A 17,369-nucleotide genomic window follows, 5' to 3' on the forward strand; every position below is an offset into this window, starting at 1 on the left:
CATGGAGGCTCCCAAACTCGATATTTTGAAACCTGTACTCCAACACATCTTTGCGGCCTTTGATCAGGTGGAAGGTCAGTATCCATTCGAGTTGCAGAGTCAGGAAATTGGCATTGTGACTTCTTTAGGTCATGGTATTGCCCGAGCGACTGGCCTGTTGCAGGTGCAATCGGAGGAGTTAGTCAAATTTCCCGGCGATCGGATGGGGCTAGCCTTCAACTTAGATCCAGATGAGGTGGGTTTGATTTTGTTGGATGATGGACATTCCCTGAAGGCAGGGTGTGAGGTCCAGCGCACAGGCCGGGTTTTGGATGTCCCTGTAGGAGAGGGTTTACTGGGTCGAGTCGTGGATGCAACCGGTCGTCCGTTGGATCAACGAGGATTAGTGACTGCGCAAGAACGACGCCCCGTTGAACGGGAGGCTCCTGCCATCATGGACCGGGCTCCTGTAACCGTGCCCCTTCAGACAGGCATTAAGGCCATTGATGCTCTTATTCCTATTGGTCGGGGACAGCGGGAACTGATTGTTGGTGATCGGCAAACGGGAAAAACTGCGATTGCCGTCGATACGATTCTCAACCAAAAAGATCAGGATGTGATTTGTGTGTATTGCGCCATTGGTCAGCGCAGTTCTGCCGTGGCCAAGCTAATTGCTGAGCTTCGCAATCGTGGGGCGATGGACTACTGCATTGTCGTGGTAGCGGAGGGGGAAGCCTCACCCGGCCTGCAATATATCACCCCCTATGCTGCGACCACGATGGCAGAGTACTTTATGGAACAAGGGCAAGATGTGTTGATTGTTTATGACGATCTGATTCAACATGCCCGAGCCTATCGTGAGCTATCACTTCTATTGCGCCGCCCGCCGGGACGAGAAGCCTTTCCAGGTGATATTTTTTATATTCATGCTCGGCTGCTGGAGCGGGCGACGTGCCTGCGGCCTGAGTTAGGGGGAGGCTCTCTAACGGCGTTGCCCATTGTCGAGACGGAAGCCCAAAATCTATCGGCCTATATCCCCACGAACTTAGTCTCAATTACAGATGGACAAATCTATCTCACCCCTGATTTGTTTCAAAAGGGAATATTCCCTGCCGTTGATGTGGGCAAATCGGTTTCCCGAGTCGGAGGCAAAGCCCAGCTTCCTGCTTACCGAGATGTTGCGGGCGATTTACGACTGTCCTACACGCAGTTTGAAGAATTGGAATCTTTTGCTCGGTTTGGAACCCGTTTAGAAGAATCCACTCGGCAATCTTTAGAGCGAGGTCGTCGGGTGCGTGAAGTGCTGCAACAACCTCAATTTCAGCCTTTACCCGTTGCAGAGCAAATTGCTGTAATGCTAGCGGTTACCCAAGGACAGTTTGATCTCGTGCCCATTGAGCAAGTGTCCCAAGCCCAACAGCTTATAGGAGAAGCGATACGACGGGAGCTACCGAATATTTGCGATCGCATCCAGAATGCAGGGCAGTTAAGTGAAACGGATCGGGAGACGTTGCTGAACTGGATCGCCAACCACATATTAAAGGACTCAGACAATGAGTTGTAATGACTAAATCTAAAGGCCTGCTCTATGCCCTGAAGCCCATCCATTGATGATGTCTGCAATAACCAGTCAACATTCATACCCGGCCATTAACATCATGCAAACCCTAGAAACCCTTAAGCGAAAAATTGCCAGCACTCAGGAGTTGCAGACCGTTGCTAAAACGATGAAAGCTCTAGCCGCCGCCAATATCCGTCAGTATGAACAGGCTGCCAATGCCCTTCAGCACTACCGCCAGACCTTGGCGATGGCGATACAAATTCTCCGAATAAATTATCCGGATACGTTAACTCACCTGAGACCCCGTGCGCACCCTCGTTTGGGAATAGTGATTTTCGGTTCGGATCAGGGGATGTGTGGTCGCTTCAATGAGCAGTTGTCAGAGATGGTGATTCAGCACCTAGAGCAGCACTCTTCTCAGGGTGGGCAACCCCTTCTGTTAGGGATGGGAGCCCGAATTTGCGATAGCATCATTGATCAAGGTTACGCCATTGAGCGATATCTTTCGGTTCCAGCCTCAGTTGACGGCATCACATCTAAGGTCCAAACGATCGTTGTCCAGCTTGAACAATGGCGTAACCAATGTCAGGTAGACCAAATTTGGGTGTTCCATAATCAACCCATCCGTGGTCATACCAGTACCCCCCACCGACAACAGCTCTTTCCCCTTGAATCTGACCGTGATCGCTCCTCCTCCTGGTCGACTCGCTGTCGTCCAATGGTCTTTCTGAGTCGGGAGAGATTGTTCTCAGCCATATTTCGGCAGCATTTTTTTGTTGCCCTATACCAAGCCTGCGCTGAGTCCCTAGCCAGTGAAAATGCCAGTCGCTTGACCTCAATGCAGTTAGCGCAAACCAATATTGCTGAACATTTGATGGAGCTACAAGCTGCTTTTCAACAGCAACGCCAAACAAAAATCACGGAAGAGTTGCTGGATATCGTGTCAGGCTTTGAGGCCCTTAACCAATCCCACTAGTGGCTCAAGGCAGGGGCCGCGAGCGGTTCACAAAGGATATCTGCACAAGTTGCCACCGTTTGCCACTCTTGCACCACTTGAGTGGGGACTTCAACTTTAATGAACTTCATCCCTTTTGTCGGAATCAACAGGTAAAGAGCAGCGTCTAACTTAGGCACAACGGGTTGGAGATTATACTGGGCAACATTGGGGCCAGGGAGGAGTTCAGTATACAAAGACTCTGGGAGATTCTTCACTTTTACAGTTTTTCCTTGAGACGTGACCAGGGTAAGAGGCAGAGAATGATCGATATCTACAAAGCCAGGGCAGCCAGCTAGCATCAGGTCAATCTTAGGGGGGCTAGCAATGCCCACATGCTTGGATGCGACGACTAACCAATCATTCCCTTGTTGATCGAGTAGATGTTGTCGAGATTGATAGAGCATCTGACCTTGTGCTTCTCTTGTCATGCTCACGTCTGCGATCGCAGATGAACTGATCCCATTGCCCATATTGGTCAAGAGCAGCAGCACTAAGGTACTGATCATTAACAACAACAATAGATTTCTACGAATCCAAACTCTCATTTGTCTATTCCTCAATTTATATGGATGTAGAGGGTTATGAATGAGGTTGATAGTGGACCTTAGAAAATCTCACAAGAGTATTGCCAGCAACGCTCTAACAACATACGCTGCTGTTCAATTTCACATTTCCTGACATAGCAACGTTCCAACAGCTCTCTGTCATAAGTGTGGGAAAACATCATGGGATTTAGGATGGATTTAGGCTTAAGGCGGCTTCCATGAAACTTACTACCCTAAGATCGGTTGGATAAGGATATCCCATTTAGGCAAAAGTGGATTGCGTTTTAAGCGATCTTCAATGGATCGCATTGCTTTTTTTGTGAGTGAGATACCTTTTTCATAAGTCCTAAGACTTAACTTAACGACAGGAGATAAGCCTTTCCAGGTCATACTTCGAGCCCATAGCAGCATCGTGAGTACATCGGTAAGCTTGGCTCCATTCCAGTGCTTTTCGAGAATTCCCCAACAGCGCTCAATGGGATTGTACTTGCTGTGATAAGGCGGATAGTAGAGCAGATGAATAGGGATGCCAATCTCGTCTGAGAACGCTACCATTCGCTTGAGGAACTGAGTCCGAACCCCGCTACTTTCAGGGCCATTATCGATTTTGAGCTGGATTTTGTGAGTCTGCTGTTGCTGCTGAGGGGTGAGTTCTTTCCACCACTCTTGGAGCGTATCAACAATGAAGTCACTAGTTTTATAGGAATTACCGAAAATCAAGTACAACTGGGCACTATCCTCATCGACAATTCCACAGGGAATGTAATGCTCTTCCGTAAAATCATGATCACTGGCTTGGTTGTCACCTCGGGTTTGCCCTCCGCGCGCGAAATCACCAATATTCACGGTGGCTTTACAATCCATGCTCAGGCGTTTGACGCCTGCTCCTTGCTGGTCGTTGGCTTGGATGTTGTCAAAAATGGCATCTGTTTCTGGGATTTTTTTTTAGGTTTGGCTTTAACCACAGGACGCAGACGATAGCCCATCCGGTTCAAAATAAGGGCCATTGTGCTCGGAGCAGGGATTTGTTCTTCAGGATATCCCTGCTCTTTGAGTTGCTCGATGGCTGCTGCTGCTGTTAAGCGAGTATAAGCAATCGTTGTCAGAAAACTGGGGTCCTGTTGGGCATGGATCTCGGCGATTTCATGCAAGGCTTCTGCCGCATTTGGAAAGCGCTCTTCCCAACGCTTTGTGCCACCGAAACCGGCTTGGGCTCCAATACAAGTCATTCCGGTCCGTTTCTCTTCCAGTCCTAAGGCAACATTATTTCGTCCCCAGCCAAAGACCCTCTCAGTACATCGGGGACTCCCCCCGCAGTATTTCAGAGCCATCTCTGCCTGAAAACTACGTCGTTTTGCTCCCAGGAGAATGGAGGATGCCAGTCGCAAATCCTCGATTTGGGATGCACTGAGTTGAGGTTCCGGTGGGCACAGATCCAAGTCTTTGTTCCTTACTTTGTGAGTACATGAGTACATCTTACGTGAAGGTAATAAGTTTCATGGAAGCCGCCTAAATAGAGGCTGATTCAGGTAGAGCCAAACCATCATCACCAACCTCGTGAAGGAATGCTTTGGTTTCATCGGCTTACGACCTCCAATGTTTCATTGTGCTGAATGAAGCCAAATGAGCTTCAGAATCCTTAACTCATAGCAGCATGGCTGCGCTCATAAGTCACTCGAAAGCTCGGGTGGACTTTTCCTTGAATATGATTCCAGTATTTTGAGGGATCTACCTTAAGGTGAATCTCTGATGTCGCCCGACCGAGCATACTTTGCTGGCGGTGCTTAATAATCCGATGATGATCCATCATTAACCACCGGGCTTCTTCAGCGACCGACACCCAATCATCTCCAACTGTCTCAGTTTGGTTTACCCTTTGTGATTGAGGCATATCAGTCGGTGATTCACCAGCATGATACGCCACACCACGGTAGGTGAGATCAGCACTGATTGGGGGGACAGGGGGCTCCTGCAGCTCTCGGCGTCGGTAACTTAATCCACGATATTTCCCTACGCCAGCACTGTGGCCATAGTTAACCACTGGAGGACGATAGTCGTAATCAATGCCTCTATAGGTCAGTTTCATGGTCTTTTCTCCTTTAAGAAGTTCCCGATACCTCTTACTTAAAATCTATTGCGAGGGTCTGAGGAGCTTGTGAAGAATGGTTGACAACTCAATCTTCACAAGCTCCTCAAATTCGGAGAGCTGGATCAATCGGATGGATAAAGGGGTTGGGCAAATACCCTTCAATAAGTGTTGTTCTCCGAACGGTGGCTAGTCCGATTTACCGTTACCCTGAAGAATAAGGACTGAATCCGTCACCTCAGCTCCCTAGGAGGATTACAGTGAGAATCCTAGTTGTGGAAGATGATGAGTTAGTTGCTGAAGCGCTGCAAACTTTACTCGTCGATTTGAATTATGCCGTTGAGCTGGCAACAGATGGCCAGACCGCGGCAGAATTGGTCGAAGCATTCGAATACGATCTCATCCTTTCAGATGTAATGTTGCCTAGACTGGATGGGGTTGGTCTTTGCCAACAGTTGCGATCCCAAGGCTATCAAATTCCGATCTTGCTACTCACAGGCAAAGATAGCAGCCATGATCGTGCGATTGGACTTGACGCTGGGGCAGATGACTACGTCGTTAAACCGTTTGATCCAGAAGAATTAGCGGCTCGGGTAAGGGCCTTACTTCGCAGAGGGGAAGCCATCAAACCCCCAATCTTAAAATGGGAAAACTTACAGCTAGACCCCAGAGCATGTGAGGTCAAATATCAAGATGTTCTCCTCAAACTCACTCCCAAAGAGTATGCCCTCGTAGAGTTATTGATGCGGAATACCCGCCGTGTATTTAGTTGCGGCATGATTTTAGAACATGTATGGACCTATGAGGATACACCTGGCGAAGAAGCAGTCAGAACCCATATCAAGGGTCTCCGCCAAAAATTAAAAAAATCGGGGGCACCCACGGACTTGATTGAAACGGTGTATGGCATTGGGTATCGCCTGAAACCTTTATCAGAACTTCATAACAATCAAGGGACGTCTGCTCAACCCCCAGAAGTCAAAATTAAGCAGCAAACCATGAATGCGATTGCTGATATTTGGATTAAGTTTCAGCCCCGCATCCAGGAACAGATCAATCTATTAAACCAGGCTGCAGCAGCAGTGACTGAGGGTTGCTTGAATGATGAATTGAAGCAATCGGCTCAACAAGAAGCCCATACCTTAGCCGGTGGATTAGGGACCTTTGGTTTATCGAAAGGGTCCCAGTTAGCGCGTGAGATTGAACATCTGTTGCGATCTCATTCAACCCTCGATTCCGAACAATCTCTGCAGTTTCAGCAGGATGTTGAGGCACTAAGGCGGGAAATAAATTATGCTAGCCAACCTGCCACTCAAGTGACCTCGGACCGTCAAGATGAATTGGGGCAATGGGTTGTTCTAGTGATAGATGCTGATACCCTTTCCCGAGATGCTCTAGCGACGGAGGCTCGTCAGCATCAGATCCGATATCTAACGGCAGAGAGCATTGACCTGGCACGAGACCTCATTCAGGAACAGTCCCCACATCTCATCCTCTTTGATCCAGCAGGCCAGTCTCCAATCCAAAGCCTAACCTTTTTAGAGGCTTTACTGTATCTTCCACTAGCCATTCCAGTCTTGATCTGGACAGCGGATGAGGAACGGTATCAAGAGATGGCTAAAACCTATTCTAGCGGCCAACAACCGATCTCAAAATCTATCCCCCTTCAACAAGTGTGGGATCGGGTTGAACATACCCTGCAAAGTAAGGGCGGGAAAGAAGCCCGGATCCTGATTGTGGATGATGACCCACAAATATTGGAGACCGTTGCAGCCCTATGTAAGCCCTGGGGGCTGGAGGTGATTGGACTTGACGAGCCGACTCAGTTTTGGGAAACGCTGACCAATTCTCCACCGGATCTGCTGTTGCTTGATGTAGAGATGCCCCAAATTGGCGGGATAGATCTGTGCAGGGTTGTTCGCAATGATATCCAATGGGAGCAGTTGCCCATCATTTTCTTAACTGCCCATACGGAGGCTGATGTGGTCAACCAAGTTTATGCTGCTGGGGCAGATGATTTCATCAGCAAGCCCATTGTTGGACCAGAATTGGTAGTTCGTATTCTCAATCGTCTAGAACGGACTCGATTACAACGCCGTCTTTCCACCATTGATCCTTTGGCCAGAGTGCTCAGTCGCCACGAGACGACCCATGCCCTGGAATTACTGTTGAGTGAAATGGCGCATCAGCCGAGAAATATGTGTCTTGTCATTCTGGAAATAGAGCGTCTACAGCAGATTAATGATTGCTTTGGTTATGCAGTAGGCGACAGTATCCTGAGACAGTTTGCACAAGCGTTATTAGGATTGGCATCTGCAGAAGATGTGATTGCCCGTAGGGGGGGGAACCAATTCTTAGTGGGGTTGTTAGGAGCCACCAAAAATGAGGGAGGCCAAAGGGTTCAAGACTTCTTGAATGTTGTCCACAAGACCCCCTATTCAATACCTGATGGCACCAACATTCAGATTACCTGTAGTGCTAGCCTGGTTCATTGTCCTGAAGATAGTCAAGATTTTCAAGACCTATGCATTTTGGCAGAAGAAACGTTGACCGAAGCTAGAGCATTAGGGTGGGGGCAAGTTCGCATAGCCAATCAGTCCCTATCCCTCCCAGCCAAACTGCATGCCGAGAAAGGCTAGCTAGAATAGAGATAAAGGAGTCTGCTAGGTGTCTGGCCGTGACAATGGGTTCCGCGTAATTTGACAAACAAAATGATCCACACTTGTTGAACGTCACAGACTGTTCTGATCCCACTGAAAATTTCAGAGACTCTAGTTGCCCGTTCTTGGATGAGTAACTATTGCGCTAGAAATGTTTAGGCAAAATCTACGAGTCGATACCTTCGAACGCCAGCTTGCTGCAATAGTTGGGGTAAGTTTACTCATGGCAGCTTATTCCTTCGGACGTCCGGTCAATTTAACCACTCCAAGGGGGGAAAACCTTTCTGTAGAGAAGATTACTGTATCGCTGGATGAGCGTTCTTCTAGTATTCATGATGCTCAGACCCTCAAGCTAGCCTCAAATGAGCCCCCTTCAACTTGTTACCAATTCCCGACTCAATTTCAAGGACAAACCATTTACGGGGTGCAGCTTCCCCGCCATCAAAAAGCGATCGCCCTCACGTTTGATGATGGTCCCTGGCCTCATAACACATCAACTGTATTGACTATTCTCCAGCAACACCAAGTCAAAGCCACTTTTTTTGTATTGGGTCGTAATGTAGCTCAATATCCCCACTTAATCCAACAGATTGCGACGGCAGGACATGCGATTGGCAATCACTCTTGGAGCCATGGCTATCAAGATCACAGCCTTGAAATGGCACAGGCTGAGATTCAGCAAACGACTGATATTGTTAAACAGCACACTGGACATAAGACGGCTCTATTTCGTCCCCCTGGAGGGTTTCTGGACAATGGTTTAGTAGCCCAAGCGAGTTCTCAAAAGATGGTTACTGTCTTGTGGACGATTGACGATACCTATGAAGGGTCTGTGGATTTAGCCGTGCAAAACGTCATTCAAAATGCAACACCTGGAGGCATCGTACTGATGCATGATGGCGGGGGTAATCGCGAATTAATGATTAAGGCTCTGCCTTTAGTGATCTCCGAACTAAAACAACAAGGCTACCAACTCGTTACAATCCCACAACTGTTAAATTTGGCAGACACTCAGGTCAGGTCGGAGGATGCCATTGATTGCATGTCGTCCGACCTGACCTGAGGATACTGACTCCCTTTTGGGTGAAGAAGAGCGTGAATGTGCGATCAAGTTGTGATCGCAGGTATCCGTTCAGTCTATTCAAATGGAGTCTTCTGAAACAACCGTTTCTCCTTGAATCACCAAGACAGAACAAGGGGCATGGTGGACGATATGGTTGCTGACACTCCCAAGAAAAAGTTCCTTGAGTCCCGTGCGACCATGGCGTCCCACGACAATCAGATCAGCGTGCCAGTCTTTAGCCCGTTCACAAATCTGAGGCCCTGGATTACCTAATTCAGTCTCAAAGATTGTCTTTATACCTTGATGCTCTGCTTTTAGGCAAAATTCTTGCAACCATAGTTTGGATTCCGCAATTTGTGCGTCCCAGGCTTGCCTTGCCAACTCGTAATCCACAGCAGATGGAGAAAGGTAACCTGATTCTAAAGGAGTCCCTACCGGTGAGATCGTTGAATTACCCAAGGGATTAATTTCTGCCTCTACACTATGAAACAGCTTTACCTCAGCTGCATGTAATTTTGCTTCTACCAATGCCTGTTCATAAACTGCAGGTTGAAGGAAGGAAGTATCTAGTGCAACCAAAATGCGATGATATCTCATCAGGATTCCTCCATAGAAATAACAACCGTCTTGACAGTTCCCATCCCCCCCTATATCTCCATGGTAGAGCTTTATTTTCACAAGCAGCGATAAAAGATTTTGCCGCAGAGCTGGCAAGTAATTGGAAATATGGCTTTATTCTTGTCTCCAGCGGAGGGGTTTCGTCAACGCTCATCGATTAGGCGAGGGGGGACGGGGATAGACAATTGGCACCCACACAAATTGCTCATTTAGTATGCCTAGGCTCAAAGATAGAGATGGCAATATCAGTCAAAGTTAGTCCTATAGCAGGGGGGGACTTCACCTGTGATGTGAGGACATCCTGGTGTCAGAAGCGAAACATCAGCCAGCATGTGCAAAGGCTAAGGAGTCAGCATTATGGCGACTATCCAGATTGATGCTGAACGCTGTCAGAAATGTGGAAAATGTGTGCAGATTTGTCCAACGATCTTTGCACAACATACCAAAGGGGCAATTCCTCACTTGCTAGACACTACTCGATGTATCGAATGTGGGCATTGCGTCGCCATTTGTCCCAGCGAGGCGATTTCTCATTCGAGTTTTCCGTCTGGCACCATCGCTCCAATCCAGCCAGAACAACTGCCCGATACGGCACAATTCATGGAACTATTGCGATCGCGCCGTTCCGTTCGTGAATTCAGCAAGAGGCAAGTTGATCGGGCACTGATTGAACAAATTATTGAGGCAGCCTGCTTTGCGCCCAGTTCCCACAATGTCCAAAGTACAGAGTACATCGTCGTCCAAGACCCCGCCATGCGCCAGCAAATTGTTGAACTGACCATCGCTCAATACCGACAGTGGCGCAAACTACTCGGCAATCCAATCGCACGAACCCTGACACGGCTGGTGAGAGGCTCAACCGGGCAAGCCACGTTAGACGAACTACGCGAAGCCTTTACAAACCTAATCAACCAGTACGGTCAGGGAAGCGACCCCATTCTGCGAGAGGCTCCTACCCTGCTGATCTTCCATGGCGATCGTCACATCGGTTTCGCTGGGGTTAACGCCAACCTTGCCTTGCAAAATGCCAGTTTAGTGTGTGAAACCTTGAAGTTGGGTGCTTTTTATACTGGCTATGTCGTTGCTGGCAGTAATTTCAATCCTCGGCTGGCCAGACTACTGAAACTCCCACCAAATCACAAAATCTATGCTGGTTTAGCAATCGGTCATCCTAGATTTCACTATAAAAATTGGATTGAGCGCAAACCTGCTCAGATTCAATGGTTTTAAGACCTGAAATCGCCAGAGAGTTCTGATTCTTCGGAATAACTCAAGCTTGTGAAGCATACTGAACGGTTAGTGTAACCCCGGTTGAAATTTTCACTAGCCATAAGCGGCTAAAGCTCATGTTTTCCTCATTATGTTGCTCTATAACCCTAAGCAGAAAAGCCAAGAATAGATGTTTGAGTCAGTCTTCCCTTCTGGAAGTTCGACGGAAATAGAAATCATCAGTAAAAGCTTGACTAGAGCGGAATACTTTAGGAGGTTGTCATGTTGAAAAAAATTCTGGTGGCTCTAGATCATTCAGCCTTTAGCCAGAAAACCTTTATGCAATCTCTGGTTTTAGCCAAGGCAACCCATGCAAAGCTGATGCTGTTTCATGTCATCTCATCGACTGAGGAAGGATATCCTCCTTATCCCTTGATGCCAGGTGTGTTGGAGGAGTTTGACCTGTCATATGCTGGAGTCGCAAACTCTTATCTCAATGACTTAGATGTCTTCAAAGCCAGCAGTCTTGAGTTACTCAGATCTCGAGCCAATCAGGCTAAAGAAAAGGGTCTTACCGTTCTCTACCAACAATCCATGGGAGATCCAGGCAGAGAGATTTGCGACATAGCCCGACAGTGGAAAGCGGATACGATCATCATCGGACGCCGCAGTCGAAATCTTCTTAGCAAAATTCTATTGGGCAGTGTTAGCAACTACGTCACACACCATGCTCCTTGTTCAGTGTTAATTGTCCACCACCAGGATGTGCCGGAGTTCATCCCCAAACAATCTATAAATACTTTAGATGCGAATCAGCCGTCTTTCGAAGAATGGCGCGGAAAGTTGTCTTACCGCAGTATCTTAGTGGCCTTGGATGGGGGTGACATTAACCAGCCTATCTTTAATAGGGCAATAAATCTTGCCAAGAGAATGTCCACGGCTCGGTTGATGATGCTGCATGTCTTGCCCCCTGATGTGGCCAAAGTTCACATTTCTAGTACTCCTCCAACCGCTATTGCTCAGCAACGGCTGGATAACTATCCTAGTTTGCGTGATGACATCCTCTACAGCCAACAACAACAATGGAATGCCTATGATAGTGATTGCTTACCCCAATTGCGATCCTATACTGCGATCGCAAGGGAAGCAGGTATTCCGACTGAATTTATTCAACAACCCGGATCTCCCGGTGAAGTCATTTGTGAATTTGCTAAGAACAGATCATCAGACTTAATTCTAGTGGGTAATCGAGGTCGTTCTGGACTTAGTGAATTGCTTCTTGGCAGTGTGGGGAAATATGTTGCGAACCATGCGTCCTGTTCCGTGATGGTCGTTCGTCCTCAACAACCGGCATGAAGACAAAAGATGTGCTCTTAGAACATCGCAGAGCGATCCAATAACTGTTGAGTGAAGGGAGTCAAACTATTGTGGATGGCAAACCTCATCCCAGTGGAGATCAGCGTTTTAGGGTGCTAGAGGCAACGATGAAACGTCATCAATATCAGCCCAATTCACTGATTGAAGTTTTGCATAAGGCTCAGGAATTGTTCGGATATTTAGAACGCGACATCCTATTACACATTGCCCACAGTTTAAAGTTACCCCCTAGTCAAGTCTATGGTGTAGCCACCTTCTATCACTTTTTCTCGCTAACACCTTCTGGACGCCATACCTGTGTGGTTTGTATGGGAACGGCATGTTTTGTCAAAGGGGCTGCATCACTCCTGTCAACAGTGGAACAGATCGCTCACATTCAAGCTGGGGAAACTACTCAAGATGGAGGCTTGTCACTCAGCACTGCTCGTTGCTTGGGGGCCTGTGGGAGTGCTCCTGCTGTGGTGTTGGATGGTCAAGTGGTTGGCTATCAAACCTCAGAAAACTTAGGTCAGCAAGTCACGCAAATGATGGACCATCCTCAATCTAAGGTCGCAACATAAATGGATTTACAAGAGCTACAAACCCTTGCTGAGCGAGAACAAGAGATTCTCGATGCGCCTTGCATCCGCTGCTGTACGGTGGGGGGCTGTTTATCTGCTAATGCCTTGGCAGTAAAAGAACAAATTGAAGTTGAGATCGCAACTCAAGACCTCAACCCTCCTATGCAAGTTCGGGGGGTGGGCTGCATGGGACTGTGTAGCCGAGGTCCCCTAGTCCGACTAGACCCCGCAGGCATTCTCTACGATCAAGTAACCCCCGAAGACGCCCCTGAACTGGTCCACGCCTGCCATAAAACCCTCCAACCCCATCTGCCTAAAGCCTTATCAAATAGTTCTCCGCTCCAACCCTCCACTTATCAGCCCCGACATCACCCTTTCTTCACCCTGCAACACCCCATCGTCCTCGAAAACAGTGGTCATATTGACCCTAAGGAAATCAAGGATTATATGGCCCAAAAAGGCTATCTAGCCCTTTACCAAGCCCTTTACGATATGACCCCCAGTGATGTAATTGATCAGATTACTCAAAGTGGTCTTCGAGGGCGAGGCGGCGGCGGATACCCCACAGGCTTGAAATGGTCAACAGTCGCCAAAATGCCCCCTGGACAAAAGTATGTGATTTGCAATGGTGATGAAGGTGACCCGGGTGCCTTTATGGATCGCAGTGTCTTAGAAAGTGATCCCCATCGGGTGTTAGAGGGGATGGCAATTGCAGCCTACGCTGTCGGTGCCAACCAAGGCTACATCTATATTCGAGGTGAGTATCCCCTCGCCATCAATCACCTCGAAACGGCCCTGCGTCAAGCTCGCAAGCAAGGTTTACTCGGCAGTCAAATTTTTGAGTCTCCCTTTGACTTTCGGATCGATATCCGTATTGGGGCGGGGGCCTTTGTTTGTGGCGAGGAAACAGCCCTAATGGCCTCCATCGAAGGGAAGCGTGGATTACCTCACCCTCGACCACCTTACCCTGCTGAATCTGGACTCTGGGGTTGTCCAACATTGATTAATAATGTGGAAACTTTTGCCAATATCGCTCCGATTATTCGCAATGGGGCTGAATGGTTTGTTGGGATTGGTACAGACAAGAGCAAAGGAACCAAAGTGTTTTCCTTAGCGGGCAAGATCCAAAATACCGGATTGATTGAAGTCCCCATGGGTACCTCCCTGCGCCAAATTGTTGAACAGATGGGCGGGGGTGTCCTTGATGGATCGGCTAAAGCAGTGCAAACGGGTGGCCCCTCAGGGGGATGTATTCCTGCCCATGCCTTTGATACACCCGTAGATTATGAATCTCTGACCCGTTTGGGGTCCATTATGGGGTCCGGTGGCATGATTGTCATGGATCAGGCCACCAATATGGTGGATGTCGCTCGTTTCTTTATGGAATTTTGCATGGAAGAGTCCTGTGGTAAGTGTGTTCCCTGTAGAGCAGGAACGGTTCAGCTTTACCAGTTACTCACAAAAATCTGTGATGGGAAAGCAAGAAAAGAGGATTTAGAGTCTTTAAACCAACTTTGCGAAATGGTCAAGGATACTAGCCTATGTGGCCTTGGAAAATCTGCCCCCAATCCTATTCTTAGTACCCTACGTTTTTTCAAAGATGAGTACTTAACGCTGATGCATAATGAGGGTTCTGGCGATTATCACCCCCCATAAGATAGCGTCAGACTTGGGTTTAAGACTGTTGAGTTTTGTTAGTTCAGAAACGATTTAACTTAACATTACAGAACTCAAAAAATGTCCTACTTTTTCTATAAACTTAGTCCGAATAATTCTGAAGATGAGCATGCAAAATCCTGTTGAACCAAGCCGCTTCCCTCATCCCCCAGTAAAGGTATGGGGGCGAGGCGTTAGGCTGACTTTGCTGACCACTCTTTGTAGTCTCTTCACCCTAGCTAACCCTCAGCTTGTTTCCGCAGAAACGGTCCTTGAAAAAATAGAACGTACCGGCACAGTAACCGCTGGAACGAACAAGAATACCCTTCCCTTTGCCTTCCAAGATGAGCAAGGGCAATTCCAGGGGTACTCGATTGAAATGCTGAAACAGATACAGGCCCAATTATCGAAAAAACTTGGTAAAGAGATTAATCTCGAACTTGTTGCGCTGACCCCCAACGAACGAATTCCTAAATTAGTCGCAGGGGAAGTAGACATTGTCTGTGATGCGAGCAGCTATACCTGGGAGCGGGACAAGGATATAGACTTTTCCGTCAGCTATGGTTTGACAGGCACTCGCTTGTTGATTAAGCAAGGGGAAAAGGCATGGGAACCTGAGATGTTGGTGAATCAGAAAATAGCTGCTGTGGCGGGCACAACGAATGAGATTGCGATTCGTCGAGCGCAGCCCCAAGCCCAAATCATCGTTCTCCCAGATCATACTCAGGGTTACAAAGCGCTGGAGCAGGGAACAGTTGATGCATTTGCAGCAGACGGCATTTTACTCGAAGGTTGGCTACAAACCAGCCAGAACCCTGAAGACTTCACTGTTGTCGGGTATTTCTCAAGAGAAGGTATTGCCTGCATGGTGCCTGAGAATAATTCTAAATTTGTTGATCAAGTGAATTACTCACTCGTGCGTTTTATGGAGGGTTACTTAAAGGGTAAAGAACCCTATGTCAAAACGTTTGATCGTTGGTTTGGCCCTGAGGCTAAAGTCCCTCTCACTCAAGACCTGAGATCTTTAGTCCTAGAAACCATGCAGCTAGTGATTGATTTCAAAGAAGAAATTCCTGAAAGCGATCTTTAAGATAACCAATCATGAACTGTTTATTTCAAGCCGTCCTCTGATGAAGCTAAAGTCGAGCACTAACCCAATCAGTCGGATTCGATAGGGGATGGATTACGGTAGAACAAGACTTGCAAACTGCGGTGAGATAAGGTTTGCAATGTGCCTGTTTCACCTTACCTTGACCAGCTATCACTCACGTTTTCCTCATATTGTCTATATAGCCTCAAATTAAGAGGTCAGATGTCACATTCTCTGAGAACTGACACCTTTTCCTCAACTTTGACTGCAAACAGTTTAGTTGTGAGGGCATTCGATCATGGCAACATTCAAGGATAAATCTCTATCCATCCAATCCTTAAGCAAAACGGTTCGACGCTTCCTGAACTATATCGCTCAACCGATTCTCCGTATCTTTAGTCCCTCCCATGATGACTATCCAAAGGTGGGCGTCCAACCCTTTGAAGGTGATCCAGCTGATCCAAATCTAAACCAGGAAGGATCTTGGTAAGGACTGGATACACAGCAGAAGGAAAAGGCTGGTATGGGCTATGGCTGTAAAGACCCTCAAGATTGACGATCAATTGATCAGTGCTCGGGGAGATGAAACAATCCTTGAGGCCGCCGCCGCATCAGGGATTCATATTCCGACGCTATGCAACTTGCAGGGTGTTTCCTTGTGGGGAGCCTGTCGACTCTGTCTAGTCGAGGTTAGTGGAAGTTCGAAGCTAGTGGCCGCCTGTGTCACACCAGTAGCAGAGGGGATGGTCGTTCAAACCCAAACCAAACGGCTTAAACATTATCGGCGCATGATCGTGGAGCTGCTCTTTGCGGAAGGAAATCATATCTGTTCAGTATGTGTTTCCAATCACCACTGCGAATTGCAGGATCTTGCTATTGAGATGGGGATTGATCATGTGCGCTTTACCTATCAATTCCCAGATCGCTCTGTTGATATTTCCCATCCTCAATTTGGCGTTGATCATAATCGCTGTGTTTTATGTACTCGTTGTATTCGAGTTTGTGATGAGATTGAAGGGGCTCATACCTGGGATATGGCAGGTCGAGGTCGGAATTCCCGAGTGATCACAGATTTGAACCAGCCTTGGGGGGAAGCCGAGAGCTGTACCGCTTGTGGAAAGTGTGTCAATGCCTGTCCCACAGGAGCCATCTTTCGTCGTGGTTCAACGGTTGCGGAGATGGAGCACGATCGGAGCCAACTTGAATTTATTTCTACTGCGAGAACGAGGCGAGAATGGGTGCAAAAGTGAGGGATAAATTCCAGACAGTGCAAGGAAATCAGTTTTGAGGTTGGAATAGTGAGTTTGAATGCATCTCGTGAAGGTGTTCGAACTTAGAAGTGCACAACTATTTTGGGTTACGGAGGTAGGATGGCAAAACTGAAGTTAGCGACTGTTTGGCTAGGCGGATGCTCAGGATGCCATATGTCTTTCCTAGACCTTGACGAGTGGTTATTTGAGTTGGCCCACCAAGTCGATCTGGTCTACAGCCCTTTTATGGATGCCAAGCAGTATCCACAAGAAGTGGATGTGGCACTCGTCGAAGGCGCAATAGCCAATACCGATCATTGGGAGATGATTCATCAGGTTCGTGATTGCACTCAATACCTGATTGCCTTTGGGGATTGTGCTGTTACGGGGAATGTCACCGCCTTACGTAATATTTTGGGTACTGCGGAGGGGGTACTTGAGCGGTCTTACATAAACTTGGCTGATCTGGTGCCTCAGATTCCTGCAGAGGAAGCGATTGTCCCCCCTTTATTGGATTGGGTTAAACCCGTACATACCGTTGTTCCCGTCGATCTCTATTTACCGGGTTGCCCACCATCACCTTCTCGAATCAAATTTGTATTAGAAGCGCTACTACAGGGGAAGAGGCCTCAACTCGAGGGTCGAGATCAAATTAAATTCGGGTGACAAAGCCTCAAACCAATGGTCAAGGGCCTCTGCTCAGTTCCTATCAATCGTG

At 47.8% G+C, this 17,369-nt stretch carries 15 protein-coding genes and 1 pseudogene; 12 read left to right on the forward strand and 4 right to left on the reverse strand.

The features are described 5' to 3' along the window. The first annotated feature begins 1 nt into the window (after position 1). Positions 2–1,543: an alternate F1F0 ATPase, F1 subunit alpha gene (locus ON05_RS34365; RefSeq protein ID WP_010476588.1), complete on the forward strand. Its 1,542-nt coding sequence runs from the start codon at positions 2–4 to the stop codon at positions 1,541–1,543. A 46-nt stretch (positions 1,544–1,589) separates the two neighbouring features. Then, positions 1,590–2,516, forward strand: coding sequence for a F0F1 ATP synthase subunit gamma (locus ON05_RS34370; protein ID WP_010476587.1), 927 nt, complete (start codon positions 1,590–1,592; stop codon positions 2,514–2,516). Here ON05_RS34370 and ON05_RS34375 read toward each other — a convergent pair. From ON05_RS34375 to ON05_RS34390, 3 genes and pseudogenes are all read right to left on the reverse strand, one after another. Then, entirely contained in the window at positions 2,513–3,082 is a 570-nt protein-coding gene (locus tag ON05_RS34375) for a DUF3122 domain-containing protein (RefSeq protein WP_010476586.1), read from the reverse strand. The two genes, ON05_RS34370 and ON05_RS34375, sit on opposite strands and share 4 nt — an antisense overlap. 228 nt (positions 3,083–3,310) lie before the next feature. Further along, a pseudogene (locus ON05_RS38905) lies at positions 3,311–4,557 on the reverse strand (ISAzo13 family transposase). A gap of 164 nt (positions 4,558–4,721) precedes the next feature. Continuing rightward, on the reverse strand, positions 4,722–5,168 hold the full coding sequence (locus ON05_RS34390) for a DUF4278 domain-containing protein (protein ID WP_010476581.1): 447 nt from the start codon (positions 5,166–5,168) through the stop codon (positions 4,722–4,724). Positions 5,169–5,428: 260 nt separating this feature from the next. Here ON05_RS34390 and ON05_RS34395 point away from each other — a divergent pair, with 260 nt between their 5' ends. Further along, positions 5,429–7,807 (forward strand): response regulator, encoded by a 2,379-nt coding sequence (locus ON05_RS34395; protein ID WP_029315399.1) that lies wholly within the window; start codon positions 5,429–5,431, stop codon positions 7,805–7,807. A gap of 172 nt (positions 7,808–7,979) precedes the next feature. After that, positions 7,980–8,891, forward strand: a complete 912-nt coding sequence (locus ON05_RS34400; RefSeq protein ID WP_029315398.1) for a polysaccharide deacetylase family protein — start codon at positions 7,980–7,982, stop codon at positions 8,889–8,891. A 78-nt stretch (positions 8,892–8,969) separates the two neighbouring features. Here the strand turns inward: ON05_RS34400 and ON05_RS34405 are convergent, their stop codons facing one another. Next, entirely contained in the window at positions 8,970–9,488 is a 519-nt protein-coding gene (locus ON05_RS34405) for a universal stress protein (RefSeq protein WP_010476578.1), read from the reverse strand. Positions 9,489–9,866: 378 nt separating this feature from the next. Here ON05_RS34405 and ON05_RS34410 point away from each other — a divergent pair, with 378 nt between their 5' ends. The 8 genes from ON05_RS34410 to ON05_RS34445 all read left to right on the forward strand — a co-directional run bounded on the left by ON05_RS34410 (position 9,867) and on the right by ON05_RS34445 (position 17,317). Then, positions 9,867–10,739 (forward strand): nitroreductase family protein, encoded by an 873-nt coding sequence (locus ON05_RS34410; protein ID WP_010476577.1) that lies wholly within the window; start codon positions 9,867–9,869, stop codon positions 10,737–10,739. 261 nt (positions 10,740–11,000) lie between these two features. Continuing rightward, positions 11,001–12,074, forward strand: a complete 1,074-nt coding sequence (locus tag ON05_RS34415) for a universal stress protein (protein ID WP_010476575.1) — start codon at positions 11,001–11,003, stop codon at positions 12,072–12,074. Positions 12,075–12,121: 47 nt separating this feature from the next. After that, positions 12,122–12,655, forward strand: a complete 534-nt coding sequence (gene hoxE, locus ON05_RS34420; protein WP_010476573.1) for a bidirectional hydrogenase complex protein HoxE — start codon at positions 12,122–12,124, stop codon at positions 12,653–12,655. Further along, positions 12,656–14,311 carry an NADH-quinone oxidoreductase subunit NuoF gene (gene nuoF / locus ON05_RS34425; protein WP_010476571.1) on the forward strand — a complete coding sequence of 552 codons (1,656 nt, stop codon included), beginning with the start codon at positions 12,656–12,658 and terminating at the stop codon, positions 14,309–14,311. It begins immediately after the preceding gene. A gap of 130 nt (positions 14,312–14,441) precedes the next feature. Further along, a complete protein-coding gene (locus tag ON05_RS34430; protein ID WP_010476569.1) occupies positions 14,442–15,401 on the forward strand; it encodes an amino acid ABC transporter substrate-binding protein in 960 nt (319 codons plus the stop codon). Positions 15,402–15,699: 298 nt separating this feature from the next. Next, positions 15,700–15,891 (forward strand): hypothetical protein, encoded by a 192-nt coding sequence (locus ON05_RS34435; RefSeq protein ID WP_010476568.1) that lies wholly within the window; start codon positions 15,700–15,702, stop codon positions 15,889–15,891. Between the two features lie 40 nt (positions 15,892–15,931). Further along, positions 15,932–16,651 carry a bidirectional hydrogenase complex protein HoxU gene (hoxU, locus tag ON05_RS34440; protein WP_010476567.1) on the forward strand — a complete coding sequence of 240 codons (720 nt, stop codon included), beginning with the start codon at positions 15,932–15,934 and terminating at the stop codon, positions 16,649–16,651. 120 nt (positions 16,652–16,771) lie between these two features. Next, entirely contained in the window at positions 16,772–17,317 is a 546-nt protein-coding gene (locus tag ON05_RS34445) for an oxidoreductase (RefSeq protein WP_010476566.1), read from the forward strand. The last annotated feature ends 52 nt before the right edge of the window (positions 17,318–17,369 follow it).

The sequence above is a fragment of the Acaryochloris sp. CCMEE 5410 genome, from assembly GCF_000238775.2.
Taxonomy (GTDB): Bacteria; Cyanobacteriota; Cyanobacteriia; order Thermosynechococcales; family Thermosynechococcaceae; genus Acaryochloris.